Below are 25,124 nucleotides of genomic sequence, written 5' to 3' on the forward strand. Positions count from 1 at the left end.
GGCCGCGCGGGTGGAACCAGGTGCGCATCGTGATGCCGGAGTACGCCGCGTGGGCGCCGAGCTCGGCGCGCGCGATGTGTGCGGAGGCCTCGCAGATGACCTCCTGGCCGGGCTGCACCAGCGCGCGGACGGCGAGCACGTTGGCCATCGAGCCGGTCGGCATGAACAGCGCGGCCTCGTGGCCGAACAGCTCCGCGACCCGCTCCTCGAGCGCGAGGACGGTCGGGTCCTCGCCGTAGACGTCGTCACCCACCTCCGCGCGCGCCATCGCCCGGCGCATCGCCTCGGTCGGACGGGTGAGCGTGTCCGAGCGGAGATCGATCATGAGGGGCCTTCCTGGATCTGCGACGGGACGTCAGCGAACGACTCGGGGTCTCGAGACGCCTCGCGCCCGACCCTCGCAGGCTCGGGCCCGACGCCGACGCTCCTCGACCCTCCTCGCGCGCCGTTCGCGCTGAGCTCCACTCAGCTCGAACGGGCTCGGAGCATCTCCGCGACGAGGAAGGCCAGCTCGAGGGACTGGACCCGGTTCAGGCGGGGGTCGCAGACCGACTCGTAGCGGTTGCCGAGGTCGACCTCGAGGAGGTCCTCGCCGCCGCCGACGCACTCGGTGACGTCGTCGCCGGTGAGCTCGACGTGCAGGCCGCCGGGCCAGGTGCCGAGCGAGCGGTGGACGTCGAAGAAGCCCTGGACCTCGTCGATGACGTCGTCGAAGCGGCGGGTCTTGTAGCCCGAGCTCGCCTCGAAGGTGTTGCCGTGCATCGGGTCGCAGACCCACGCGACCTGGACGCCCTCGGCGGTGACCTTCTCGACCAGGTCCGGCAGGCCGTCGCGGATGCGGCCGGCGCCGAAGCGGGTGATGAACGTCAGCCGGCCGGCCTCGTTGAGCGGGTTGAGGCGCGCGGCGAGCGCGAGCGCGTCGTCCGGGCTGGTGGTCGGGCCGAGCTTGACGCCGATCGGGTTGCGGATGTGGCTGAGCAGCTCGACGTGGGCCTGGTCGAGCTGGCGGGTGCGCTCGCCGATCCAGACCATGTGGCCCGAGACGTCGTAGGGCATCTGGGTGCGGGAGTCGATGCGGGTCATCGCGTGCTCGTACTCCAGCACCAGCGCCTCGTGGCTGGAGTGGAAGTCGACGCGGTGGAACTCGTCGGGGTCGGCGCCGATCGCGGCCATGAACGTCAGCGCGCGCTCGATCTCGCTCGCGACCGCCTCGTAGCGCTGGCCGACCGGCGACTCCTTGACGAAGTCGGTGTTCCAGGTGTGCACCTGGCGCAGGTCGGCGTAGCCACCGGTGACGAAGGCGCGGATCAGGTTCAGCGTCGCGGCCGAGGAGTTGTAGACGTCGACCAGCCGCTGCGGGTCGGGCACGCGCGCCTCGGGGGTGAAGTCGAAGCCGTTGACGGCGTCGCCGCGGTAGGCCGGCAGCGTGACGCCGTCGCGCGTCTCGAGGTCGGAGGAGCGCGGCTTGGCGTACTGACCGGCGAGCCGGCCGACCTTCACGACCGGGACGGAGGCGGCGTACGTCAGCACGACCGCCATCTGCAGCAGCACCCGGAGCTTGTTGCGCACGTTGTCGGCGGTGACGCCGGCGAAGGTCTCGGCGCAGTCGCCGCCCTGCAGCAGGAACGCCTCGCCGCGCGAGACGGCCGCGATCTTGTCCTTGAGCTCGTCGCACTCGCCGGCGAAGACCAGCGGCGGGAGGGTGCGGAGCTTGGCGACCGCGGCGTCGACGGACCCGGAGTCGGGGTACGTCGGCTGCTGGGACGCGCCCAGGGCGTGGAGGGTGGCGAGGTCGGGGATGCTCACCGCTCCAGGGTACGGCCGGGGACGTGCCCGCCCGGAATCAGCGGACGGGCCCGAGACGGCCCCGGGGCGGGCTCAGTCCTCGAGGTGCTCGATGTCGCGGAAGCCGGTCTTCTTGGCCCGCACGCCGCGGTTGGTGAGCCAGGTCAGCGCCCACAGCACGACGCCGACGGCGAGCAGCCCGCCGGCGATGACGTACTGGTTCCAGTCGTCGCGGTCGCGGGCCCACGGACCGATGAGGACCAGGCAGGCCAGCACGCCGGCGTACGGCACCCAGCGCGGGGCGGTGAAGCCGCGGTCGGCCTCCCGCCGGCGCAGCACCAGGCAGGCCACGTTGACGACCGCGAAGACGCACAGGAGCAGCAGGGCGGTCGTGCCCGAGAGCGCCTTGATGACGGGGGTGTCCGAGGCGTAGGTGACGACCAGGATCAGCCCCAGCGCCAGCAGCGTGGAGAAGGCGATGCCGGCCCACGGCGTACGCCGCCCCGGCAGCACCGCGGAGAGGCTGCGGGGCAGCACGTCCTGCTTGGCCAGGCCGTAGAGCAGGCGGCTGGCCATCAGCATGTTGATCAGCGCGGTGTTGGCGACCGCGAAGACCGTCAGGAACGGGAAGAGCGTGTCGATCGGGAGGTCGGGCGCGCCGATGGAGACGACGTTGAGCAGCACCTTGCCCTCGTCCTCGGCCACCGCGACCAGGTCGCCCTCGGGCACCACCGCGATGACCGAGACCGCCACCAGCACGTAGAAGACCACCGCGATCCCCAGGCCGGTCAGCATGATGCGGGGGAAGACGCGCTCGGGGTCGTGGGTCTCCTCGACCATGTTGACCGAGTCCTCGAAGCCGACCATCGCGAAGAACGCGATCGCCGTGGCGACCGTGACCGCCAGGAACATGCTGCGGTCGGAGTCGGACTCGAAGGCCACCAGCCGGCCCAGGTCGCCGTCGCCGCGGGCGACGACGGAGAAGCCGATGCCGATGACGATGAAGAGCGCCAGCATCTCGACCATCGTGAGCACGACGTTGAACTTCACGCTCTCGCCGACGCCGCGCAGGTTGATCAGCGCCAGCAGCAGCATGAAGCCGACCGCCACGCCGGTCACCGCGCCGGTGCCGGCGGGGACGTCCCAGCCGACCGCGTCGAAGCCGGCCAGCAGGTTCTCCGCCAGCAGCTTGGCCGACGTCGAGGCGCTGGTGATGCCCGAGCAGATGACCGCGAAGGCGACGAGGAACGTCACGAAGTGCACGCCGAACGCCTTGTGCGCGTAGAGCGCGGCGCCGGCCGCCTGGGGGTGCTTGGTGACCAGCTCGAGGTAGGAGTACGCCGTCAGCGTGGCGACGCCGAAGGCCACGAGGAACGGCACCCAGACGATGCCGCCGACCTCCAGCGCCATCTCGCCGGTGACGGCGTAGATGCCTGCGCCGAGGATGTCGCCGACGATGAAGAGCAGGAGCAGGCGGGGTCCGAGGACCCGCTTGAGCTCCGGCTCGCCGTCCACGGTGGACGGCTCGGCCGTCGTCGGTCCTGTGCTCATGGCGCTCCCTTGCCCGGTGCCCGACCTGCGAAAACACGGTCGCAGACGCCGGTCCGGACCGCCACCCCTCCGTGGGTCCTGCGCCGGCCGTGTGGCGAGCGCGAGGCGGGGTCGTCGAGGTCGGCCGTGTCAGGCGGCGGCGTGGTCGGCGGGCTCGATGACGCCGAGCCGCTCGAGAAGGAACACGAAGGCGACGGCGAAGTCGTTGTCGGCGGTCGCGGCCCGGACCTCGTCCCAGTCGACCTGCTCGCGGACGGCCCGGGCGACGGGCAGGACGGCGCCGAAGTCGCAGGCGTGCTCCTCGAGCGCGTTGAGCTTCTGCCCCATCAGCACCGTGGCCGACAGCACCGGCATCTGCACCGACTCGACCTCGATCTGGTCGACCTCGGCGAGCACGGACCGCTCGACCGGGACGCCGTTGGTGCGGAAGAGGATGTCGACCATCGCCCCGTCGACGAAGACCTTGAACAGCCAGTCCTCCGGCGGCTGGACCACGTCGAGGCCCTCCTCGGCGAGCAGCTCGGAGGCGCGACCGGCGTCGTCCTCGGCGACGACGAAGTCCACGTCGTGCTCCGGCTCGGGGCCGCCACGAGCCCACAACGCGTAGCCGCCGGCGAGCGCGAACGGCACGTCGGCCTGCTTCAACGTCACGGCCACCCGCTTGAGCGCCTCGCGGAGGGGGTGCAGGTCGGGGATGCCGTGGCTCACGCGGAGCGGTGTACCCGCCCCGTGGCACGGGTACACGGCCGTCCGATGCGCCTGGTCTCCTTCAACATCCTCAACGGACGCCACCCGGCCGACGACCACGTCGACGTGGACGCGTTCGCCGCGGCGGTCGCCTCGCTCGACGCCGACGTGCTGGCGCTGCAGGAGGTCGACCGCAACCAGCCGCGGTCCGGGCACGCCGACCTGACGGCGGTCGCGGCCGAGGCGATGGGCGCGGTCGACAGCCGGTTCGTGGCCGCGCTGAGCGGCAGCCCCGGGGCGACCTGGGTGGCGGCCACCGGCGAGGAGCAGCCCGACGCCGCGGCGTACGGCATCGCCCTGCTGAGCCGCCGGCCGGTGCGCGCGTGGCAGATCATCCGGCTGCCGGTGCTGCGGACGCGGGTGCCGATGAAGTTCCGCGACAGCCTGCTGCCGACGCTGGTGCAGGACGAGCCGCGGGTCGCGGTCGCCGCCGACGTCGTGTGGGGGGACGCGACGCTGACGGTGGCCAACACCCACCTGTCGTTCGTGCCGTGGTGGAACGGGCGCCAGCTGCGCTCGCTCGTCTCCTCGCTCGAGACCTCCCAGCGGCCGCTGGTGGTCACCGGCGACCTCAACATGGACGCCGAGCGCGCGGGTCGTACGACGCGCATGCGCGGCCTCGCGCGGCACGCGACGTTCCCGGCGCACGCGCCGGTCGAGCAGCTCGACCACGTGCTGGCCGACGGGCCGGTGACCGCGACGGCCACAGAGGCCCGGGAGCTGCCGCTCTCGGACCACCGCGCGCTGGTCGTCGACCTGGCGCTCTGACCCCGCGCTGCGAGCTGAGCGCTCGTCAGCCGAAGAAGACCTGCGCCTCGGCGTACTCCTCGGGGCTGACGACCTTGAGCTCGCCGGTGCCCTCGGCGAGCGGCACGCGCACGATCCTGGTGCCGCGCAGCGCCATCATCGTGCCGAAGTCGCCGTCGGCGACCGCGTCGATGGCCTGGAGGCCGAAGCGGGTGGCCAGCCACCGGTCGAACGCCGTGGGCGTGCCGCCGCGCTGCACGTGGCCGAGGACGACCGCGCGGGCCTCCTTGCCGGTGCGGGCCTCGATCTCCGAGGCGAGCCGGTCGCCGATGCCGCCGAGGCGGACGTGGCCGAAGGCGTCCTTCTCCCCCGAGACCAGCGTCATCGCGCCACCCTCGACGGGGACGGCACCCTCGGAGACGACGATGATCGGGGCGTACTCGCTCTGGAAGCGGGTCTCGACGTGCGCGCACACCTTCTCGACGTCGAAGGGCTGCTCGGGGATGAGCACCGCGCTCGCACCGCCCGCGATGCCGGCGTGCAGGGCGATCCAGCCGGCGTGGCGGCCCATGACCTCCACGACGAGCACCCGGTGGTGGGACTCCGCGGTGGTGTGCAGCCGGTCGATCGCGTCGGTGGCGATGTTGACCGCGGTGTCGAAGCCGAAGGTGAAGTCGGTGCCCGACAGGTCGTTGTCGATGGTCTTGGGGACCCCGACGACGTGGACGTCCATCTCGGCCAGCTTGGTGGCCACCCCGAGGGTGTCCTCGCCGCCGATCGCGACGAGCGCGTCGACGCCGTGCTGGGCGAGGTTGTCCTTGATCCGCTCCACGCCGCCCTCGATGGCGAACGGGTTGGTGCGGGAGGAGCCGAGGATCGTGCCGCCGCGAGGCAGGATGCCGCGGCACTGCTCGATGCCGAGCTCCATCGTCAGTCCCTCGAGCGGGCCCCGCCAGCCGTCGCGGAAGCCGACCAGCTCGAAGCCGTGGTCGCGCACCCCCTTGCGGACGACGGCGCGGATGACCGCGTTCAGGCCGGGGCAGTCGCCGCCACCGGTGAGCACTCCGACGCGCACAGGACCTCCAGGGGTGTCGAGACCGTGGTTGGAACGTTCCAGTCGAGGCCGACCCTAGTGGGCCGCGAGCGGGGCCGGTAGCCGCTCCTCGCCGCTGCCCGCTCGCTACCCTCCGGCCATGACCTTCTCGATCGTGGCCCGCTCCGCCGACGGCGAGTCCTGGGGCGTCGCCGTCGCCTCGAAGTTCCTCGCCGTCGGGGCCGTCGTCCCCGCAGCGGTCGCCCAGGTCGGCGCGATCGCGACCCAGGCCGACGCCAACGTGGCGTACAAGGGCATCGCCCTCTCCCACCTCGACGAGGGGGCGACCGCCGAGATCGCCCTGGACCGGATGCTGGAGGAGGACGACGGGCGCGCGGACCGCCAGGTCGGGCTCGTCGACGTCGACGGCGGCGCGGCGACGTACACCGGCGAGGCCTGCCTGGACTGGGCCGGCGGCGCGACCGGCGAGGGGTACGCCGTGCAGGGCAACGTGCTCACCGGGCCCGAGGTGGTCGAGGCGATGCAGCGCGCCTTCGAGTCCTCGGACCCCGATGCCCCGCTGGCCCGCCGGCTGCTCGCGGCGCTGGCCGCCGGCGACGAGGCGGGCGGCGACAAGCGCGGCCGGCAGTCGGCGGCGCTGCTGGTGGTCAGCGACGGGGCGGGGTACGCCGGCGGCGACGACATCGCGGTCGACCTGCGCGTCGACGACCACGCCGCGCCGGTCGGCGAGCTCGCCCGGCTGCTCGACCTCAACGACCTCTACCTGACCGCCTCGACCGAGGAGGAGAAGGTGCCGGTCGACGACGAGCTGCGCCGCGAGCTCGAGACCTGGGCCGGCGAGCGCGGCCACCGCGACTTCGACGCCTGGGTCGGCACCGAGAACTACGAGATGCGCGTCGCCCCCGACCTGGCCTGGATCGACCAGAAGGTGCTGGCGATCGTGCGGGACGCGTCGTGAGCATCCTGGCCATCGACGCCGGCACCACCGGCGTGACCGCCGTGGTCGTGACGCCCGACGGGCGGATCGCGGCGAAGGGCTACCAGGAGTTCGCCCAGCACTTCCCCCAGCCGGGCTGGGTCGAGCACTCGCCGGAGGAGATCTGGCAGGCCACGCTCGAGGCGTGCCGCGAGGTGCTCGACCGGGTCGACCGCTCCGAGCTCAAGGGCGTCGGGATCACCAACCAGCGCGAGACCGTGCTGCTGTGGGACCGCGAGACGCTCGGCTCACCGCGGCGGGCGATCGTCTGGCAGGACCGCCGCACCGCCGACATCTGCAGTCGGCTGCGCGAGGACGGTCACGAGGAGCGGGTCGCCCAGCTGACCGGGCTGCGGCTCGACCCGTACTTCTCCGGCACCAAGCTCGCCTGGATCGCCGAGCACGAGCCGCACACCTGGGCGCTGGTCGAGGACGGGCGGTACGCCGTCGGCACGGTCGACTCCTACCTCGTCGCACGGATGACCCGCGGCCTGCACCACGTCACCGACGTGTCCAACGCCTGCCGCACGCTGCTGATGGACCTCTCCACCGGCGACTGGAGCGACGAGCTGTGCTCGCTCTTCGGGGTGCCGCGCGACGCCCTGCCCGACCTGGTCCCCAACTGGGGCGAGCTCGCCGTCACCGACCCCCGCGTCTTCCTCGACCTGTCCCTGCCGATCGCCGGGATCGCCGGCGACCAGCAGTCGGCGCTCTTCGGCCAGACCTGCTTCGACGTCGGTGACTCCAAGTGCACCTACGGCACCGGCTCGTTCATCCTCACCAACTGCGGCACCGAGCTGCCCCGCTCCGACGCCGGCCTGCTCTCCACCGCCGCGTGGCGCTCCCCCGACGGCAAGCTCACCTACGCCCTCGAGGGGTCGATCTTCGTGACCGGCGCGGCCGTGCAGTGGCTGCGCGACGGCCTGCAGATCGTCGGCTCGGCCGCCGAGACCGCGGCGATCGCCGCCACCGTCCCCTCCGCCGAGGGCGTCGTCTTCGTGCCGGCCCTCACCGGACTCGGCGCCCCGCACTGGGACCCCCACGCCCGCGGCCTGATCATCGGCGTCACCCGCGGCACCACCCGCGCCCACCTGGTCCGCGCCACCCTCGAGGCGATCGCCTTCGAGGTCCGCGACGTGCTCGAGACCATGCCGGCCTCGCTCTCCTCGCTGCGCGTCGACGGCGGCGCGTCCGCCAACGACCTGCTCTGCCAGGTGCAGGCCGACCAGGTCGGCGTCCCCGTCGAGCGGCCCCAGCTGGTCGAGACGACCGCCCTCGGCGCGGCCTTCCTGGCCGGGCTCGGCACCGGCGTGTGGTCCTCCACCGACGACCTCCGCGAGACCTGGGCCCTCGACCGCTCCTTCACCCCCGGCCGCGACCGCACGGCGTACGACGCCTCGCACGCGCGCTGGCGGGAAGCCGTCGAGCGGTCCAAGGGCTGGGCGCTCGTCTGACCGCTCGACTCCCCTGTCTGCGGCCGGTTGTCCACAGGCTGGCGGTCCTTGGCAGTCGTCGTCGGGGTAGTCCGTGACGTTTCGCAGGCGATCGGAGCCGAAAGCCCTGCCGATCGTCACGGACTACCCCGCCTGCACCCGCCGGCCTGTGGACAACCCGGCGCAGGAAGGACGATCAGCCGCGCGGGCCGGCCAGCTTGTCCAGGGCGGCGCGGGCGACGTCGCGGGCGCGGGTCAGGTCGTCGACGACCGAGCGGGCCTCGTCGCGGGCGTCCTCGGCGTCGGTGAGCTCGTCGTCGACGCCGTCGTGCTCCTCCTCCAGCGCCGCGATCCGGGCCCGGAGCTCCTCGATCTCCGCTTGCAGCTGCAGCCCGCGGGCCTCGAGCCGGGAGACCTCCTCGGCGGCCTCGTCGAGCTCGACCTCGGCGTCGGAGAGCTCGGTCTCGGCCTGGGCGAGCTTCTCCTCAGCGGCACGGCGCACCTTCGCGTCGGCCTCGGGATCGGGGACCACCTCGAGCCGCGGCCGCTCCGGCGCCGCCGGGGCGGACTCGCGGGGCGCGGCGGCGAAGCCGAGCGCCTCGGGCAGCGCGACCGCGGCGCCCGCGTCGGCCTCGTCCACGCCGGTCGCCTCGATCGGGGACACCAGCAGCCCGCTGCGGACCGCCCGCGCGCACCCCTCGTCGACCATCGCCGCGGTCAGCGTCGCCGCGACCTGGTCGGCGACGGCGTCGGTGACCTTGAGGCCGCGCTCCTTGGCGACCGCGCGCGCCTGGCTGGTGACGGCCGCGGTGAGCTGGCGGCGCTGCCGGGTCAGGGCGCGGAGCTCTTCTCCCGACATCGACGCCTGCGCCTCGCGGAGCGCGGCGCCCACGGCGAGCACCTGCTCGACCTGCTCGGTCTCGTGGCGCACCAGCAGGTTGACCACCCACGCGGCGGTCGCGGGTTTGCGCAGGGCCTTGACCGGCTTGGCCAGGTCGGTGCCCTTCAGCTCCTTGGCCCGCGCGTCCCGGGTAGGCGTGAAGTCCGCCAGGTCGAGCGCGTAGAGCTCGTCGGCGATCGCCAGCAGCTCCCCCGTCGCGTCGGCCATGCCGGGAACCTACCCACCCCGCCGCCGCTGCGGGGCCGGCCCGTCGCTCAGGACCGCAGCCCCGCCACCAGCATGGAGGTCGCGACGTCGACCAGCGCGGCCCGGTCGGCGCCCGGCGGGCGGAACAGGGCGATCCGCAGCGCGGTGGCGACCACGACCCCCATGGTCATGAAGACGAGGGCCTCCAGCCGGTCGGGAGGTACGTCGGGCAGGTGGCGGCGCGGGATCACCGCGGCCAGCTGGAACAGGTCGCGCTCGATCTCGGGCAGCACGTTGGCGTTGCTCCCGCCCGGCTGCGCGTCGACCATCGCCAGCACCACCGGGCCGTGCCGCTCGAACCCGTCGACCAGCGTCGTCACGATCTCCCGCACCGCGTCGTCCAGGTCGAGGTCGAGCGCGCGGACCACCGCGTCGCGCAGGTCGCGGTCGACCGCGGCCACGGCCTCGTCGCGCAGCGCGGAGATGATCTCGGCCTTGTCGTTGAAGTAGCGGTAGAACGTGCCGGTCGAGACGTGCGCCCGCTCCACGATGGCCGTGGTGGTCAGTCGTTCGGCGCCGCGCTCCTCGAGAAGGTGAAGCGCCGCGTCGAGCAGGGTCCGCCGCATCGCGACCGCCCGCTGCTGGGTGGGCCGGATCCGCTGTCGTTGCGCCACGCGGCGTACCCCTGTCCGGTCGGGCCGAGAAGTGAATGGAACGTGAGACATCCTCACTTCTAGGCTCGCTGCCATGCAAGCGACCGAGGACCCGGCGGCGACGGCGCTGCCCACCACGCTGCCCAGGACCCTGCCCACCACCCTGCCCACCACGCTGCGCCACGCCGAGCTCGCGGAGCAGCGCTACCCGCAGCTCGCCCCGACGTACTTCGCGGCGATGTGGGACGGCGACCCGCTCGCCGACGCCTTCGTCGCCGACCTCGCGCGGGTGGGCCACGGCGCCGGGATGCGGATGCTGCGCACCGCCTGCCGGCAGGGCATCGACGCGGTCCCGGACGCGCCGGCGTCCCTGCGCGCGCTCTTCGCCCAGCTCGACGCGACCCCGGACTGGGTCGACCTCGACGCGCTCGACCGCGACACCGTGCACCTGGGGCGCTACACGCGGCAGGCCGGGATCGTGCTCGGCGCGGCGTCGCTGGTGAGCGGCTACGCCAACTCGGCCGCCTCGCGCCCGCTGGAGATGACCGGCCGCTACATCGAGAACGCAGGCATGCGGACCATCGAGGTCGCCTCCTGGCTGGTCGCTGCCAACAAGCAGGGCGGGCTCGGCCGGCACGAGGAGGGCTTCGAGCTCACCGTGCGCGTGCGGGTGATCCACGCGCTCGTGCGCCAGGCGCTGCTGCGCGACGACCGCTGGGACACCGCGGCGTGGGGCGTGCCGATCTGCCAGTCCTACCTGGCCTACACGCTCATCGAGTTCTGCCTCATCCCGCTGCGAGGGATGCGCGCGATCGGGGCGCCCTACCGGCCGCACGAGCAGGCGGCGTACTACGCCCGGTGGCGCTACATCGGCCACCTCCTCGGCATCGACGAGCGGCTGCTGCCCACCGACGAGGCCGAGCAGGAGGCGCTGGAGGGGATCTACCTGCTCACCCGGCCGCCGGTCGACGACTACTGCCGCGAGCTCGTCGGCGCGATCAACAGCGAGTTCCTCGTCCCCGAGATCGAGCAGCTGGTGCCGCCACGCCTCCACCCGCTCGCGCCGCGGGTGGTCGCCGCGCTCGAGCGGGTCTTCATCGGTGACGGCATCGCCGACGAGCTCGGCGTCGCCGACACCCGGCTCAAGCACCTCGTCCGCGCCGCCGGCCCGGTCATCGGCGGGCTCAACGCGGCGCTCGACCGGGTGCCGGTGACCCTCGGCCCGCGGACCCGGATGGGCGAGCGCTACCGGGAGGCCCAGGACCTGCGGCTGCGGTCGCGGTACGGCGTGCAGCACGACCTCGTCGACGCCTCCCCCGGCGGCGGCAAGCCGCACCCGGCCCGCGGCTGAGCCGGACATCCCACGGAAGTCCTGCACATATCGGGGGAGATCTGCCCCGATATGTGCAGGGGTCACCGGTTAACCGGTGACTCCTGCACCCGTCGGCCGGGCGCCCGGGTCAGTCCTCGTCGAGGCCCTGCTCGATGGCCCAGCGGGTGAGCTCGACCCGGTTGTGCATCTGGAGCTTGCGCAGGGTGTTCTGCACGTGGTTCTGGACGGTGCGGTGGGAGAGGACGAGCCGCTCGGCGATCTGCTTGTACGACATCCCCTTCGCGACCATCTTGAGCACCTCGGTCTCGCGCTCGGTCAGCTGCGGCTGCATCGGGTCCGCGGCCGCGGCGGGGTCGGCCATCCGGCGGAACTCGCCGAGCACCAGGCCGGCCAGCCCGGGGGTGAAGACGGTGTCGCCGCCGGCCACGCGGCGTACGGCGTCGAGCAGCTCCTCGCGCGAGGCGGACTTGACCAGGTAGCCGGTCGCCCCGGCCTTGACCGCCTCGAGCACGTCGGCCTGCTCGCCGGACGCGCTCAGCACCAGCACGCGGGCCGACGGGTCGTGGGCGAGCGCCTCGCGGGTCACGCCGACGCCGTCGGGCTCGGGGATCTGCAGGTCGAGCACGACGACCTGGGGGCGGGCGGCCTTGAACCGCGTCAGCGCCTCGGTGCCGGTCGCCGCGACCGCGACCACGTCGAAGCCGGCCTGCTGCAGGTCGCGCTCGACCGCGTCGCGCCACATCGGGTGGTCGTCGACGACCATCACCCGGATCGAGGCGTCGGTCGCCACGGTCTCACCAGCCCCACCGGTCGCGTGCTCGCTCATGCGGTCCCCTTCTCGTGGGCCAGCCGCAGCCAGCGGCCCCGTCGGTGCCCGAGCGGGTCGACGTCCTCGCCGGCCTCGGCCTCGGCCAGGCGGCAGGTCACGAGCGTCGACCAGCCGACCTCGCGCTCGTCCTCGAGCTCGACGCCGGCCCAGGTGGTGGCCGCGGCGAGCCGGGGGCCGTACGCCGTGTCGACGAACGCCGCCTGCCGGAACATCCCGCCCGGCGCCGGCGCGGTGCCGGCGAACATCTCGGCCAGCCCGCGGTCGGCCCACGACAGCACCTGCACGACGGCGCGACCGGTCCGGCGCAGCTCGTCGACCAGGTCGGAGTCGGGGTCGAGCAGCGCGAGCACCCGCGGCTGGTCGCCGTTGGCGACCATCAGCGAGGTGACCGTCAGCCCGGCCCGGCTGCCGGCACCGTCGGCGTCACCGCTCGTCCAGAGGGTGACGGTGCCGCCGAGGCGACCGCGGAAGCGGCGCACCGGGTCGTCCTCGCCGGCGAAGGGGTGGCTGTCGTGGATGGTCATCGCGCCCGAGGCTAGCGAGGCCACGAGCACGCGGGCTCACCAGCGGTTGTGCACGTCCTCGGCCCACCCGACGACGTCCTCGACGCGGACCCACGTGCCGGTGTCGTCGAGCACCCGACCCGACCAGTGGCCGAAGCACTGGTGGGTGCGGGAGGCGAAGACCTTGAGGTCGGTGACCGAGCGCTTGAGGTGGAACGGCGTGAACGTCAGGTCGACCGCCGCGCCGGTGACGCGCCAGGGCGCCATCCAGTTGCCGCGGTCGTAGTCCCAGACCAGCTCCTCGCTGATCTTGGTCAGGTGCCCGTCGACGTAGAGCGAGTTCTCCACCGACCCGGTGCCGTCGGTCCACTGCCCACCGACCTGGATGCCGACGACCCGGCCGTCGGTGCGCCCGGAGCCGGCGCCCCAGTTCCACCGGACGTCGTAGGGCCAGCGGCCCCGGCCGTGGTCGAGCGTCGCCCACGACTCCCCCGCCGGTACGTCGGCGGCGACCCCGTCGAGCCGGATCGTGCCGGTCGCGGGCCGCGCGACGTCCTTGACCGTGTACTGGAAGAGCCGGTCGGTCCAGGGCACCACGACGCCGAGGCACTCGTGCCCCTCGGGCCGGTGCGCGACCACGTCGACCTCGACCCGCGCGCCCCGCGCCCGCAGCCGGGTGCCACCCTCGACCTCGTCGACCTCGATCGCCACCTGCTTGGTGCGGGAGCACACCGGCCCGCCGCCGAGCGTGCCGGGCAGCGTGGCGCTCCGGCCGGTGACCCCGATGGCGTCGTGGGCGACCGCCTCGCCGGTGCGCCGGTCGAGCAGCCAGATGCCGTGGACGGCGGCGTAGTCGATGTCGGAGGTGACCAGCGCGACGACGTGGGTCGGGGTGGTCACCGCCCAGTACTCCCACCGCTTGTTGCGCCCCCGGCCGACCCGGCCGCGGCCGATGCCGTCGGTGGTGACCAGCGGCGTGCGCGTCCAGCCGACGGCGTCGGGGTTGAGCCGGCCGTCGGGCAGGGTCAGCGACACCGGGGCGGTGATCTCGCGCTCGGTCACGGGCTTCGGTGCTGGCACGGCCGGAGACTAGTGCCGGCCGGACGCCACCGGGACGACGATCTCCCACTCGGTGCCGAACGAGCCGGTCGAGAGCTCGGCCGTGCCGCCCAGGTCGGCGACCCGGCCGCGGATCGACTCGCTGACGCCCAGCCGACCCTCGGCGGCCGCCTGCTCGAGGCGTCCGGCGGGGATGCCGGGGCCCTCGTCGCGCACCGAGAGCTCCACCCGGTCGGCGAACGCCTCGAGCAGCACCCAGGCCGGCGCCTGCGGACCGACGTGGACCGCGACGTTGTCCAGGCAGGCCCCCACCACCGCGCACAGCTCGCGCACCACGTCGGCGGGCAGCTCGACCGGGGTGGCGGGCGCGGCCACGGTCACCGCCACCCGCGACTCCAGCCGGCCGAGCTCGGCCGCGAGGTCGAGGACCGCGTCGGACTCCCCCGGCCCCGCGACCGTGCGCTCCTGGGTGCGGATGAGCGTGCGCAGCCGCGACTCCTGCTCGCCGGCCAGCCGACCGAGCTCGGCCGCCTCCCCGCCGAGCTCCGCCCCGCGCCGCTGGACCAGCGAGAGGACCTGCAGCACGCCGTCGTGCACCGCCCGCGCCAGCCGCGCCCGCTCGGCGGCCGCCGCGGCCGTGCGCTCGGCCCGGTCGCGCTCGGCGGCCATCTGCTGCAGCGAGCCGCACATGAACCCGACGATCGGCCCGCCGATGACGATGAGGAAGACGTTCCCGTAGTTGGCCTGGGTGACCTCCTCGCGCACGAGCAGGTCGGTCGCGGCGAGCACCACCGCCGCCAGCAGCCCGCCGACCCAGCGGTAGCGGACCGCCCAGGCGAGCAGCGCGCCGGCGACCCAGAAGCCCGGCACGGTGGCGTTGAAGCCGTCGCCCTTGACCAGCGGCGTGACCGCGAGCAGGCCGACCGCCACGGCGAGGTCCGCGACCAGCAGGCCGACGGTGCGGCGCCGGGGCGCGGCGTACGCCCACACGGCCAGGGCCGTCCAGGCGAGCATCACCAGCACGCAGATGACGCCCCCGACCGGGCGCTGGAAGTTGTCGGCGCGGTAGAAATTGAGCACCACCGCGTTGGCGAGCGTCACCCCGCGCAGCACCGCGAGCGCGCGGAACAGCCGGTCCTCGACGGCGAGGCCGGCCGCCTCGGAGCCTGCGCTCAGGACGCCTTCTTCTGCTCGCCGGCCTGCTCGCGCTCGGCCCGCTCGGCCTTCTTCGCCTCGGCGTCGGCCTTCTTGGCCTGGGCGGCGTAGGTGTCGACGTACTCCTGGCCCGAGAGCCGCATGATCTCGTACATGATCTCGTCGGTCACCGAGCGCAGGATGTAGCGGTCGTTGCTCATCCCCTCGTAGCGGGAGAAGTCCAGCGGCGTGCCGAACCGGACGACCGGCCGGGTGAAGGTGCCGAAGGTCTTGCCCGGGGGCGCCACCACGTCGGTGCCGACGACGGCGACCGGGATGACCGGCACGCCGGTCTCCAGCGCGAGCCGGGCGACGCCGGTCTTGCCGCGGTAGAGGCGGCCGTCGTGGCTGCGCGTGCCCTCGGGGTAGATGCCGAACAGCCCGCCCTCGGCGAGGATCCGCTTGGCCGCGGTGAGCGCGCCCTCGGCCGCGCTGGCGCCGCCGCGGTCGATCGGCACCTGGCCGGCGCCGGAGAAGAACTGCTTCTGGAACCAGCCCTTGATGCCGGGGGTGGTGAAGTACTCCGCCTTCGCCACGAACGTCACGCGCCGCGGCAGCGTGAGCGGCATGAACAGCCAGTCGGCGTACGACAGGTGGTTGCTCGCCAGGATCGCCGGGCCCTCGTCGGGCACGTTCTCCGCGCCGGCGACCTGCGGGCGGAAGATCACCCGGAGGAACGGGCCGAGGGCCACCCACTTGAGGAACCAATAGAACACGCGGCGCACCTTCCACGACCCGGCCCGGACGGGGCAACCCTAGACCTACAGTGCCGCCATGACGATCCACCCGCTGGCCGCTCCCCTGTCCGTCCCCGCGCGCCCCGAGCTGACCGGTGGCCGCCGCGTCGCCGTGCTGCTCAGCCACGGGTTCACCGGGCAGCCGGCGTCGATCAAGCCGTGGGCCGAGGCGGTCGCCGAGCAGGGGTACGCCGTGGAGGTGCCGCGGCTGCCCGGGCACGGCACGAGCTGGCAGGACTGCAACACCACGACCTGGGACGACTGGTACGCCGAGCTGTCGCGCGCCTTCGCCGACCTGCGGCGCGAGCACGACGCGGTCGTCGTCGGTGGCCTGTCGATGGGCGGCGCGCTGACCCTGCGGCTCGCCGCCGACCACGGCGACGCCGTCGCGGGCGTGGTCGTGGTCAACCCGGCCGTCGCGACCGGTCGGAAGGACGTCAAGCTGCTGCCGGTGCTCAAGCACCTCGTCGGGTCCTTCCCCGGCATCGCCAACGACATCAAGAAGCCCGGTGTCGAGGAGCACGGCTACACCCGGACGCCGCTGAAGGCCGCGCACTCGATGTTCAGCGCGTGGCCGCGCCTGGTCGCGGACCTGCCGCGGGTCACCGCCCCGCTGCTCTACCTGCGCTCGGACGTCGACCACGTCGTCGACGGGCTCACCGAGCCGCTGGTCACCTCGCGGGTGGGCTCGCGCGACGTCACCCGCGTGGCGCTGCCGGAGAGCTACCACGTCGCGACGCTCGACCACGACCTCCCGACGATCGTCGAGGAGACCGCGGCGTTCGTGAAGCGGGTCACCGCCGCGTAGCCTCGTCCTCGTGCAGCGCGACGACGAGGACGACGTCTGGCGCTCGATCGTCGAGAACTACGGCGACCGTCCGACGCTCGACGACGAGCCGGCCGAGCCGGAGCTCCCCGAGCCGGAGCCCGAGCCCGATCGGCCGACGGCGTTCGCCGGCGCCTCGGCGTACGACGTGCCGCTGCCGCAGGACCCGGAGAGCGACCTGGCCCGGTCGGCCGACGAGCGCTTCGTGCCGCCCGTGCCGCCGCCGGTCCCGCGCCCGCGGGGTCTCCGCGGCGCGGCCTGGCTCGGGGTGTTCGGCGCCCCGGCGGTGCTGCTGCTGGCGCTCGTGCTGAGCATCGGGCTGCCGCGCTTCGTGAGCCTGCTGCTCGTGGCCTCGTTCGTCGCCGGGTTCGTCTTCCTGGTGGTGCAGATGCCGCGCGGTCCCCGCGACCCGTGGGACGACGGCGCGCAGGTCTAGGACCAGATCCGGCCGGCCCGGTGCTCGGCGTCCCGCGCGAGGATCGCGCCGCCGACGACGCCGGCCTCGGGGCCGAAGCGGGCCCGGACGACCTGCGGGACGTCGCGGTGCGCCGCGCCGACCAGCGACCGCGCCAGCGCCCGGCGGGCCGGCTCGAGCAGCAGGTCGCCGGCCGCAGACACACCGCCGCCGATGACCACCAGGTCGGGGTCGAGGGCGGCGACGAGGTTGGCGACGCCGACGCCCAGCCAGTCGCCGACGGAGGCGAACGCGCCCAGGGCGACCCGGTCACCCCGGACCGCGGCGTCGGTGACCATCGGTCCGGTCAGGGTCTCGGGGTCGCCGTCGCAGGCCTGCTCGAGCACGGTGGGCTCAGCACCGATCCGGGCGCGGGCGTGGCGGACGAGGGCGTTGCCGCTGGCGTACTGCTCCCAGCAGCCCGCACCGCCGCACTCGCAGGGCCGCCCCTCGGGCACGACCTGGGCGTGGCCGAACTCGCCGGCCATGCCGTTGCGACCGCGGCGCACCCGCCCGTCGAGCACCAGGGCGCCGCCGATGCCGGTGCCCATCGTGACCAGCACGACGTCGGCGACCCCGCGGCCGGCGCCGAGGGTGGCCTCCGCCAGGACGGCGCAGTTGGCGTCGTTGTCGAGGGCGACCGGGGTGCCCCAGCGCTCCTCCAGCCGGGCGCGCACGTCCTCGCCCTGCCAGGGCAGGTGCGGGGCGAACATCACGCGCTCCCCCGCGGCGTCGACGAACCCGGCTGCGGCCAGCCCGACGCCGTCGACCGGACGACCGCCGGCGACCTCCGCGACGGCCTCGGTCAGCGCCTGCTCGACGAGGGCGGTGTCGACGCGCCGACCGGGCGTGGAGCGGCGGGCCGTGCGCAGGACGGTGCCGTCGGGGTCGACCTCGGCGGCGAGCACCTTGGTCCCGCCGACGTCGACGCCGATGTGCAGGCTCACGGGCCGGTCCGCCGCGGCCGTCTCGGCCGGCTCACCGGCGCGCGAGGTCGGCGGCGCCGATGAGGCCGGCGCGGTTGCCCAGGGTGGCGCGCCGGATCTCCAGCGTCGGGCGGTGCCCGCGGGCGGGGAGCTCGGCGACGAAGGCGGTACGGATCGGGCCGAGCAGCAGCTCACCGGCCTCGCTCACCCCGCCGCCGATGACGACGACAGCGGGGTCGAGCACCGCGGTGAGCGAGGCGATGCCCTCGCCCAGCCAGCGGCCGAGCTCGGCGAGCTGGCCGACCGCGAACGGGTCGCCCGCCCGCGCCGCCTCGGTGATGAGCGGACCGGTGATGCCGGCCGGGTCACCGCCGGCCCGCTCGAGCAGGCCGCGGGCCGCGGGGTTGGCGGTGACCGCCTCGGCCCGCGCGTCGCGCACGAGCGCCGACCCGCTGGCGTACTGCTCGAAGCACCCGCGGTTGCCGCAGCCGCAGCGGATGCCGTCGGGCACCACGCGCATGTGGCCGATCTCGGCGCCCGCGCCGAACGCGCCGCGGTGCAGCAGCCCGTCGAGCACGATGCCGCCGCCGATGCCGGTGCCGACGGTGACCAGCAGCAGGTCGTCGACGTCGTGGCCGGCGCCGAAGGCGAACTCGCCCCAGGCGGCGGCGTTGGCGTCGTTCTCGACCACGACCGGCAGCTGGACGCGCGCCTCCAGCTCGGCCTTGAGCGGTACGTCGCGCCAGGCGATGTTGGGCGCGAACATCACCACCGCGCGGGCCTTGTCCACGTAGCCCGCCGCCCCGACGCCGACCGCCGTGATCTCGTGGCGGGTGCGCAGCTCGGCGACCAGCCCCGCGATCGCGTCCTCGATCGCCTCGGCGTCGGTCGCCGGCGACTCCACCCGCAGCTCCTCGAGGACCGTGCCCTCGGTGTCCACCACGCCGCCGGCGATCTTCGTCCCGCCGACGTCCACGCCACACGTGAGCGTCATCCCTCGTCCTCCGGCCAGTCGTCGACCCCGTCGTCGGGGTCCAGGTCGATCCGTTCCACCCCGGCGGCGCCCTCCGGGGGCCGCCGGTCGTCGGGCACCGCGGTCGCCATGGCCTCCGCGGCGGCCTGCAGCAGCGAGGACGCCGCCGCGGCCAGGTGCGCGCGCACCTCGGGGCTGGTCCGGCGCACGGCATGCACCGCGCGGCACACCGGGCACCACGTGCACTCGGGGGCACCGGTCGCCAGGTGCTCCTCCGCGCCGCGGGCGGCCGCGGCCGCCTGCGCGGCGAAGCCCGCGAAGCCGCCCACCCCGGCGCCCTGGTCCTGGGCCCAGTCGCCCAGCGCGCCGAACAACTTGGCGGCCTCCTCGGCGACGCTGCCGACGTCCGGGTCCTCGTGCTGGTCGCTCATGCGCTCTCCCCCTCGGGCTGGCCCGAGCCGGCCCGGCCCGCTGCCGGCTGGCGGAAGCGGACCTGCAGCTCGCCGCCGTCGACCCGGGCGCCGGCGACCTCGAGGCGCGCCAGGCCCGCGGGCAGGGTGACCACGCGGCGGTAGGAGCCGACGGTCACGACCAGCTCGTCGTGCTTGCGGACCAGGTCGACGTCGGCGCGGGTCGCCAGCGGGAGCCGCAGCCGCAGCACCGTCGCGTCACCGGTGCGCACGACGCGGAACGGCCCCTCACCGGCCCGGACCGCGAGCGGGTCGTCGGCGGCGTACACGTCGGTGGCGAGCTCGCGCAGCGCCTCGACCCCGACCGGCTCGGCCGCGCGGTAGCCCGAGCGCCACACCGGCAGCCCGACGAACGACGCCTCGACCTCGGCGAGCACGCGGCGCTGGGCCTCGACCCAGCCCGCGCGCCAGTCGTCGGCGCCGTCGTCGGGGAAGACCCGGTTGGCGACGACCCCGTCGACGCGGTAGCCGTATAGCGAGAGGGTGGTCCAGCTGCGGCGGGCCTCGGCGACCACGACGTTCTCGGGGGTGAGCACGAGGCGGACGGTCGCGTCGGGCCCCTGGAGCAGCGCGCGGACCTCGTCGAGCTCGGCGTGCAGCCGCTCGACCGCCTCGAAGACCGAGCCGCCCGGCATCGGGACGCCGGCGGCCCGCGAGAGCACCGGCTTCAGCGCCTTGACCACGCGGGCCTGGACGGGGAGGACGCGCTGCATGTACCACCCCAGCGCCTCGGGCAGCGCGAGCAGGCGCAGGGTCTCCGCAGTCGGCGCGCAGTCGACCACGACCACGTCCCAGGCACCGGAGAGCACCTGCAGGCGCAGCTCGAGGAGCGCCAGCACCTCCTCAGCGCCGGGCAGGACGGTCAGCTCCTCGGCCGCGAGCCGGTCGACGCCGGCGCTGTCGAGGACGGAGAGGAGGTAGCCCTGCACCTCGGCCCACGACTGCTGGAACCGCAGCTGCGCGTCGACCTGCTGGACGAAGAGGTCGTCGGCGACCTCGGTCGGCTCCGGGCCGACCTCGACGCCGAAGGCGTCGCCGAGCGAGTGGGCCGCGTCGGTGGAGAGCAGGAGGGTGCGGTGGCCCGCGGCGGCCGCGAGCGCGGCCGTGCCGGACGCGACCGTGGACTTGCCGACGCCGCCCTTGCCGGTCAGGAGGAGGATGCGCATCCGCCGCGTCAGCGCGACTCGACGCGCTTCTTCAGGCCCTTCAGCGCCGTGTCGATCAGGATCTTCTCGCCCTTGCGCTTGAGCATGCCGATGAGCGGGATCGAGACGTCGAGGGCCAGCCGGTAGGTCACCTCGGTCGAGCCGCCCAGGTCGCGCAGCACGTAGGCGCCGTCGAGCGCACGCAGCATCTTGCCCTCGACGAGGGTCCAGGTGACCTGGCGGTCGCCGTCCCAGGTGTACTCGAGGGTGTACTCGTCCTTGATCGGCGAGACGTCGAGCACGAAGAACACCCGCTCGGCACGGCCGTCGGCACCGGTCGAGACGACGTCGGCGGTCTGCACGCCCTTGGCCCAGGCGGGGTACGCCGCGAAGTCGGCGATCACTGCCATGACGTCGGCCGGGGCGGCGTCGACGGTGATCGACGACGTGGTCTGTTCGGCCATGGCGGGGCTCCCCGGGGGACACGGTGGGTGGGCTGGCCCGACGGGCGGGCCGATGCGGCAGCGTACCGGATGGGAGGCCTCTCCTCGGGCGGCGGTAGCCTGCGACGCGGCGTCCGACCGGGCGTCCGAAGCGACGTGTCCGGAGGAGCAAGCGTGCGGGAGTTCTCCACGCCCCTGACGATCGAGGTCCCGGGGACGGGCAACCTGACCGACGACGTGGTGAGGAACGCCGAGGAGGCGCCCGACGCCGTCGTGTTCAGCCGACCCACCGCGGACGGCGGCTGGTCCGACGTCACCGCGGCGGAGTTCCTCGCCGAGGTCAGCGCCGTCGCCAAGGGCCTGGTGGCCGCCGGCATCGAGACCGGTGACCGGGTCGCGCTGATCTCCAAGACCCGCTACGAGTGGACGCTGCTCGACTACGCGATCTGGTTCGCCGGCGCGGTGACGGTGCCGGTCTACGAGACCTCCTCCGCCGAGCAGATCGAGTGGATCCTGCGCGACAGCGGGGCCCGCGCCGTGGTCGCCGAGACCGCCAACCACGTCGCACGGGTGAGCGAGGTCCGCGCGGGCCTCGACGCGCTCAACCACGTCTGGTCGCTGACCGACAACGCCGTCGACGTGCTCGGCCGCCTCGGCGCCGACGTCGACGACGCCGACCTCGAGGCCCGTCGTACGACGGCCACGCCGCTCGACCTCGCGACGCTGATCTACACCTCCGGCACCACCGGGCGGCCCAAGGGCTGCATGATCACGCACGGCAACTTCATGTTCGAGCTCGGCGTCGCCGTCGACGAGCTCGACCGGCTCTTCGAGTCCGAGGGTGCCTCGACGCTGCTCTTCCTGCCGCTGGCCCACGTCTTCGCGCGGATCATCCAGATCGGCTGCATCAAGTCGCGCACCCGGCTGGGCCACTCCCCCGACATCAAGAACCTGCTGCCGGACCTGCAGGCCTTCCGCCCGACCTTCATCCTCGCCGTCCCGCGCGTCTTCGAGAAGGTGTTCAACACCGCCTCGCAGAAGGCGACCGCCGAGGGCCGCGGCAAGATCTTCGACCGCGCCGCCGACGTGGCCATCGCCTGGTCCCGCGGGCTCGACAAGGGCCGCCCCTCGCTGGCCGTGCGCGCCCAGCACGCGCTCTTCTCCAAGCTGGTCTACGGCAAGCTCCTCGACGCGCTGGGCGGCAGCTGCCAGTTCGCCGTGTCCGGCGGGGCGCCGCTGGGCGAGCGGCTCGGCCACTTCTACCGCGGCATCGGCCTGACCGTGCTCGAGGGCTACGGCCTCACCGAGACGACGGCCGCGCTGACGGTCAACCTCCCCGACGCCCAGAAGGTCGGCTCGGTCGGCCGCCCGCTGCCGGGCACCGCCGTCCGCGTCGCCGACGACGGCGAGCTGCTCTTCCGCGGCGGCCAGGTCTTCGCCGGCTACTGGGAGAACGAGGAGGCCAGCCGCGAGGCCCTCGAGGCCGACGGGTGGTTCCACACCGGCGACGTCGGCGAGGTCGACGACGAGGGCTTCGTGCGGATCACCGGGCGCAAGAAGGAGATCATCGTGACCGCCGGCGGCAAGAACGTCGCCCCGGCCGTGCTCGAGGATCGCCTGCGCGCCCACGCCCTGGTCGACCAGTGCATCGTCGTCGGCGACGGCCAGCCGTTCATCGCCGCGCTGGTCACCCTCGACCGGGAGTCGCTGCCGGCCTGGGCGCAGGCCCACGGCAAGCCCACCGACCTCTACCGCCTCATCGACGACCCCGACCTCCGCGCCGAGATCGAGTCAGCCGTCGAGGACGCCAACAAGGCGGTCTCCAAGGCCGAGTCGATCCGCAAGTTCCGCATCCTCGACGCGGAGTGGACCGAGGAGGGCGGCCAGCTGACGCCGAGCCTGAAGCTCAAGCGGAACGTCGTCATGCGGGAGCTCCGCGCCGAGGTGGACGCGCTCTACGGCTGAGGCCCGGCGGGGGTCGGCCCGGGTCCGGCAGACCTACGAACGGTCGTGGCTCCTGGCCCGACCGGGCTACCGGCGCGCCGCCACCACGGTGGACCTGCCGCCCGTGCGCCACACCCGGACGGGTGACGCGGCAAAGGTTGCGTGATTCCCCCGCGCACGATGATCGGGACGCCTAGCATCGTCGATCGGCGCCAGCGGCTCGGGAGGGAGCGGCCGGCGTCCGCATGGGACAACGCTGGACCGTCGGAGGGGGCTCCCGACGTTCCTCACAGGACGGGAAAGGTTCTGTCGATGGATCGACGAAGGATCCTCCTCATCGCTGCGGCGCTCGTGGCTGCGCTGGGTGCGGTGCTGGTGTTCCTCTACGTGCGGGGAGCCGACGAGCGGGCCGAGGACCGGTTCGCCACCGTCGAGGTGCTGCGCGCGACCGCGCCGATCGCCAAGGGCGAGAAGATCGAGGACGCGCTGGCGGCGGGCAAGGTCGCGCTCGAGCCGGTCGTCTCGGACCAGCTCCTGGAGGGGGCGCAGTCCGACACGACGGCGTTCGACGGGCTGCTCGCGCTGGTGCCGATCTACCCCGGTGAGCAGCTGATCCCGGCCAAGTTCGGCGGCGCCGCCGAGGTCTCCGCCGACACCGGCCTGCAGCTGCAGAAGGGCCAGGTCACCGCCACGGTGAACCTCACCGACACCGCCCGCGTCGCCGGCTTCGTCAATCCGGGCTCGCAGGTCGCTGTCTTCTTCAACGGCTCCGACCCGGGCACCGGCCAGCCGTTCACCCGGCTGCTGCTGCCGAAAGCGACGGTGCTTGCGGTCGGCTCGACCACGCCGGTCTCCACCACCGTCACCGACCAGACCGGCCAGCAGGTCGTCGAGCAGCTGCCCCGCACGCTGATCACGCTCGCGCTGAGCCAGGCCGACGCCGAGCGCGTCACCTTCGCCCAGGGCAACGGCGAGCTGGCCTTCGCGCTCGTCGGCGAGGGCACCACCGTGCGCCCCGGCCCGGGCGTGACCAACCAGAACCTGTTCAGGTAGAGCCGTGCCCGTCGCCGTCGACCCCGACAACGCCGCCCTGACCTCCCTGCTGGGCGGGCTGCCGACCGGTGCCCAGGGCGTGCTGACCGTGGACCGGATGCACGCCTGGCTGACCCAGCACACCGATGAGTACGTCGTCGTGCTCGGCCCGCACCTCGCGCTGTCCGAGACCGTCGCGGTCTGCGAGGCCCTCCGCACCACCCGGCCCACCCTCAGCGTCGTGCTCGTGCGCGAGGAGCTGGACGCGACCACGCTCGCCAGCGCGATGAAGGCCGGCGCCCGCGACGTCGTGGCGGTCGACGACCTGGTGGCCCTCGAGGCCGCGGTCGACCGGGCCTACCAGCTCCACCTCGCGCTGCGCGGCCCCTCGGGCGCCGCCCACGTCGGTCGCGTGGTCACCGTCTTCTCCCCCAAGGGCGGCGTCGGCAAGACCACGATGGCGGTCAACCTGGCACTCGCGCTGACCGACCAGGGCGCCCGCAAGGTCTGCCTGGTCGATCTCGACCTCGGCTTCGGCGACGTCGCGATCACCATGCAGCTCTTCCCGACCCACTCCATCGAGCAGGCCGTCGGCGCCGAGGACACCCTCGACGTCGCGATGCTCGACGGGCTGCTGACGCGACACCAGGAGTCGCTGATGGTGCTCGCCGCACCCGCGCACCCCGACGTGCGCGAGCGGGTCACCGCGGCGCTGGTCACCCGGGTCCTGCGCACGCTGCGCGAGACCTTCGACTACATCGTCATCGACACCGCGCCGGCCTTCGACGAGCAGACCCTGACCGCGCTCGACGAGACCGACGAGTGCGTCATCGTCGCCACCCTGGACGTCCCGACGCTCAAGAACGTCAAGGTCGCCCTCGAGACCCTCGAGATGCTCGACATCGCCCGCGGCCACCGCCACCTGCTGCTCAACCGCGCCGACGACGCCGTGGGCATCGGCCCCGACAAGGTCGAGGCCATCCTCGGCATGGGCGTCGCCGCGCAGGTGGAGAGCTCGATCGACATCGCCGCCGCGACCAACGCCGGCACGCCGATCCTGCTGGAGAACCCCGCGCACCAGTCGAGCACCGCCATCCGCGACCTCGCGACCCGCCTCGCGGGCGAGACCGTCGCGGCCCCCCGGTCGGCCGTCGACCCCGACGAAGGCGTCGAGCAGGCCGCGACCGAGAAGCCCGCCCGCCGGTTCCGCATCCGGAGATGAC

General features: G+C 73.8%; 26 protein-coding genes. 9 read left to right on the forward strand and 17 right to left on the reverse strand.

Features of this window, described 5'->3' with window-relative positions:
- The 4 genes from QWY29_RS18965 to QWY29_RS18980 form a co-directional block, all read right to left on the reverse strand.
- On the reverse strand, positions 1–325 hold a 325-nt coding region (locus QWY29_RS18965), incomplete at its 3' end, for a threonine aldolase family protein (RefSeq protein ID WP_300962774.1).
- A 140-nt stretch (positions 326–465) separates the two neighbouring features.
- On the reverse strand, positions 466–1,806 hold the full coding sequence (locus QWY29_RS18970; protein ID WP_300962775.1) for a class II 3-deoxy-7-phosphoheptulonate synthase: 1,341 nt from the start codon (positions 1,804–1,806) through the stop codon (positions 466–468).
- Positions 1,807–1,878: 72 nt separating this feature from the next.
- Complete coding sequence (locus tag QWY29_RS18975) at positions 1,879–3,336, reverse strand: APC family permease (protein WP_300962776.1); 1,458 nt, start codon at positions 3,334–3,336, stop codon at positions 1,879–1,881.
- A 129-nt stretch (positions 3,337–3,465) separates the two neighbouring features.
- Positions 3,466–4,044, reverse strand: a complete 579-nt coding sequence (locus QWY29_RS18980) for a nucleotidyltransferase family protein (protein WP_300962777.1) — start codon at positions 4,042–4,044, stop codon at positions 3,466–3,468.
- Between the two features lie 45 nt (positions 4,045–4,089).
- Between QWY29_RS18980 and QWY29_RS18985 the strand changes: the two genes are divergently transcribed.
- A complete protein-coding gene (locus QWY29_RS18985; protein WP_300962778.1) occupies positions 4,090–4,851 on the forward strand; it encodes an endonuclease/exonuclease/phosphatase family protein in 762 nt (253 codons plus the stop codon).
- A gap of 25 nt (positions 4,852–4,876) precedes the next feature.
- Here QWY29_RS18985 and QWY29_RS18990 read toward each other — a convergent pair whose 3' ends face one another.
- Complete coding sequence (locus QWY29_RS18990) at positions 4,877–5,905, reverse strand: 6-phosphofructokinase (protein WP_300962779.1); 1,029 nt, start codon at positions 5,903–5,905, stop codon at positions 4,877–4,879.
- Between the two features lie 118 nt (positions 5,906–6,023).
- Between QWY29_RS18990 and QWY29_RS18995 the strand changes: the two genes are divergently transcribed.
- Both QWY29_RS18995 and glpK read left to right on the forward strand, forming a co-directional pair.
- On the forward strand, positions 6,024–6,842 hold the full coding sequence (locus QWY29_RS18995) for a DUF1028 domain-containing protein (RefSeq protein WP_300962780.1): 819 nt from the start codon (positions 6,024–6,026) through the stop codon (positions 6,840–6,842).
- Positions 6,839–8,314: a glycerol kinase GlpK gene (gene glpK / locus QWY29_RS19000; protein ID WP_300962781.1), complete on the forward strand. Its 1,476-nt coding sequence runs from the start codon at positions 6,839–6,841 to the stop codon at positions 8,312–8,314. Before QWY29_RS18995 ends, glpK begins: the two co-directional genes overlap by 4 nt.
- Positions 8,315–8,489: 175 nt before the next feature.
- On the opposite strand, the gene QWY29_RS19005 is transcribed toward glpK, so the two are convergent.
- Both QWY29_RS19005 and QWY29_RS19010 read right to left on the reverse strand, forming a co-directional pair.
- Complete coding sequence (locus tag QWY29_RS19005; protein ID WP_300962782.1) at positions 8,490–9,401, reverse strand: hypothetical protein; 912 nt, start codon at positions 9,399–9,401, stop codon at positions 8,490–8,492.
- Positions 9,402–9,448: 47 nt separating this feature from the next.
- Positions 9,449–10,054, reverse strand: a complete 606-nt coding sequence (locus tag QWY29_RS19010) for a TetR/AcrR family transcriptional regulator (protein WP_300962783.1) — start codon at positions 10,052–10,054, stop codon at positions 9,449–9,451.
- Between the two features lie 73 nt (positions 10,055–10,127).
- Between QWY29_RS19010 and QWY29_RS19015 the strand changes: the two genes are divergently transcribed.
- Positions 10,128–11,384 (forward strand): oxygenase MpaB family protein, encoded by a 1,257-nt coding sequence (locus tag QWY29_RS19015; RefSeq protein ID WP_300962784.1) that lies wholly within the window; start codon positions 10,128–10,130, stop codon positions 11,382–11,384.
- A gap of 109 nt (positions 11,385–11,493) precedes the next feature.
- Here the strand turns inward: QWY29_RS19015 and QWY29_RS19020 are convergent, their stop codons facing one another.
- Genes QWY29_RS19020 through QWY29_RS19040 form a run of 5 tightly spaced genes read right to left on the reverse strand, consistent with a single transcriptional unit; the run spans position 11,494 to position 15,667 of the window.
- Positions 11,494–12,192: a response regulator gene (locus QWY29_RS19020; RefSeq protein WP_300962785.1), complete on the reverse strand. Its 699-nt coding sequence runs from the start codon at positions 12,190–12,192 to the stop codon at positions 11,494–11,496.
- Complete coding sequence (locus QWY29_RS19025) at positions 12,189–12,719, reverse strand: flavin reductase family protein (RefSeq protein ID WP_300962786.1); 531 nt, start codon at positions 12,717–12,719, stop codon at positions 12,189–12,191. Before QWY29_RS19025 ends, QWY29_RS19020 begins: the two co-directional genes overlap by 4 nt.
- A gap of 36 nt (positions 12,720–12,755) precedes the next feature.
- Entirely contained in the window at positions 12,756–13,778 is a 1,023-nt protein-coding gene (locus tag QWY29_RS19030; RefSeq protein WP_300962787.1) for a DUF2804 domain-containing protein, read from the reverse strand.
- A gap of 9 nt (positions 13,779–13,787) precedes the next feature.
- Positions 13,788–14,933, reverse strand: coding sequence for a MacS family sensor histidine kinase (gene macS / locus QWY29_RS19035; protein ID WP_300962804.1), 1,146 nt, complete (start codon positions 14,931–14,933; stop codon positions 13,788–13,790).
- Positions 14,930–15,667 (reverse strand): lysophospholipid acyltransferase family protein, encoded by a 738-nt coding sequence (locus QWY29_RS19040; RefSeq protein ID WP_300962788.1) that lies wholly within the window; start codon positions 15,665–15,667, stop codon positions 14,930–14,932. Before QWY29_RS19040 ends, macS begins: the two co-directional genes overlap by 4 nt.
- A gap of 58 nt (positions 15,668–15,725) precedes the next feature.
- Here QWY29_RS19040 and QWY29_RS19045 point away from each other — a divergent pair, with 58 nt between their 5' ends.
- On the forward strand, positions 15,726–16,496 hold the full coding sequence (locus QWY29_RS19045) for an alpha/beta hydrolase (RefSeq protein ID WP_300962789.1): 771 nt from the start codon (positions 15,726–15,728) through the stop codon (positions 16,494–16,496).
- Positions 16,497–16,506: 10 nt separating this feature from the next.
- Positions 16,507–16,950 carry a hypothetical protein gene (locus tag QWY29_RS19050; RefSeq protein ID WP_300962790.1) on the forward strand — a complete coding sequence of 148 codons (444 nt, stop codon included), beginning with the start codon at positions 16,507–16,509 and terminating at the stop codon, positions 16,948–16,950.
- On the opposite strand, the gene QWY29_RS19055 is transcribed toward QWY29_RS19050, so the two are convergent.
- Genes QWY29_RS19055 through QWY29_RS19075 form a run of 5 tightly spaced genes read right to left on the reverse strand, consistent with a single transcriptional unit; the run spans position 16,947 to position 20,946 of the window.
- Positions 16,947–17,915, reverse strand: coding sequence for an ROK family protein (locus QWY29_RS19055; protein WP_300962791.1), 969 nt, complete (start codon positions 17,913–17,915; stop codon positions 16,947–16,949). The two genes, QWY29_RS19050 and QWY29_RS19055, sit on opposite strands and share 4 nt — an antisense overlap.
- Before the next feature lie 31 nt (positions 17,916–17,946).
- On the reverse strand, positions 17,947–18,888 hold the full coding sequence (locus QWY29_RS19060) for an ROK family glucokinase (protein WP_300962792.1): 942 nt from the start codon (positions 18,886–18,888) through the stop codon (positions 17,947–17,949).
- Positions 18,885–19,298, reverse strand: a complete 414-nt coding sequence (locus QWY29_RS19065; protein ID WP_300962793.1) for a hypothetical protein — start codon at positions 19,296–19,298, stop codon at positions 18,885–18,887. Before QWY29_RS19065 ends, QWY29_RS19060 begins: the two co-directional genes overlap by 4 nt.
- Entirely contained in the window at positions 19,295–20,503 is a 1,209-nt protein-coding gene (locus QWY29_RS19070) for an ArsA family ATPase (protein ID WP_300962794.1), read from the reverse strand. The genes QWY29_RS19065 and QWY29_RS19070 overlap by 4 nt, the downstream gene beginning before the upstream one ends.
- Before the next feature lie 8 nt (positions 20,504–20,511).
- The gene (locus QWY29_RS19075) at positions 20,512–20,946 is read right to left on the reverse strand and encodes an SRPBCC family protein (RefSeq protein WP_300962795.1); all 435 of its coding nucleotides are present in this window, start codon (positions 20,944–20,946) and stop codon (positions 20,512–20,514) included.
- Positions 20,947–21,099: 153 nt separating this feature from the next.
- Here QWY29_RS19075 and QWY29_RS19080 point away from each other — a divergent pair, with 153 nt between their 5' ends.
- The 3 genes from QWY29_RS19080 to QWY29_RS19090 all read left to right on the forward strand — a co-directional run bounded on the left by QWY29_RS19080 (position 21,100) and on the right by QWY29_RS19090 (position 25,123).
- Positions 21,100–22,890, forward strand: a complete 1,791-nt coding sequence (locus QWY29_RS19080) for an AMP-dependent synthetase/ligase (protein ID WP_300962796.1) — start codon at positions 21,100–21,102, stop codon at positions 22,888–22,890.
- A gap of 291 nt (positions 22,891–23,181) precedes the next feature.
- The gene (cpaB, locus tag QWY29_RS19085) at positions 23,182–23,922 is read left to right on the forward strand and encodes a Flp pilus assembly protein CpaB (RefSeq protein WP_300962797.1); all 741 of its coding nucleotides are present in this window, start codon (positions 23,182–23,184) and stop codon (positions 23,920–23,922) included.
- 4 nt (positions 23,923–23,926) lie between these two features.
- Entirely contained in the window at positions 23,927–25,123 is a 1,197-nt protein-coding gene (locus QWY29_RS19090; protein ID WP_300962798.1) for a CpaE/TadZ family protein, read from the forward strand.
- Position 25,124 lies beyond the last annotated feature (1 nt).

Origin of the sequence: Nocardioides abyssi (genome assembly GCF_030412915.1) — a bacterium.
Lineage (GTDB): Bacteria > Actinomycetota > Actinomycetes > Propionibacteriales > Nocardioidaceae > Nocardioides > Nocardioides abyssi.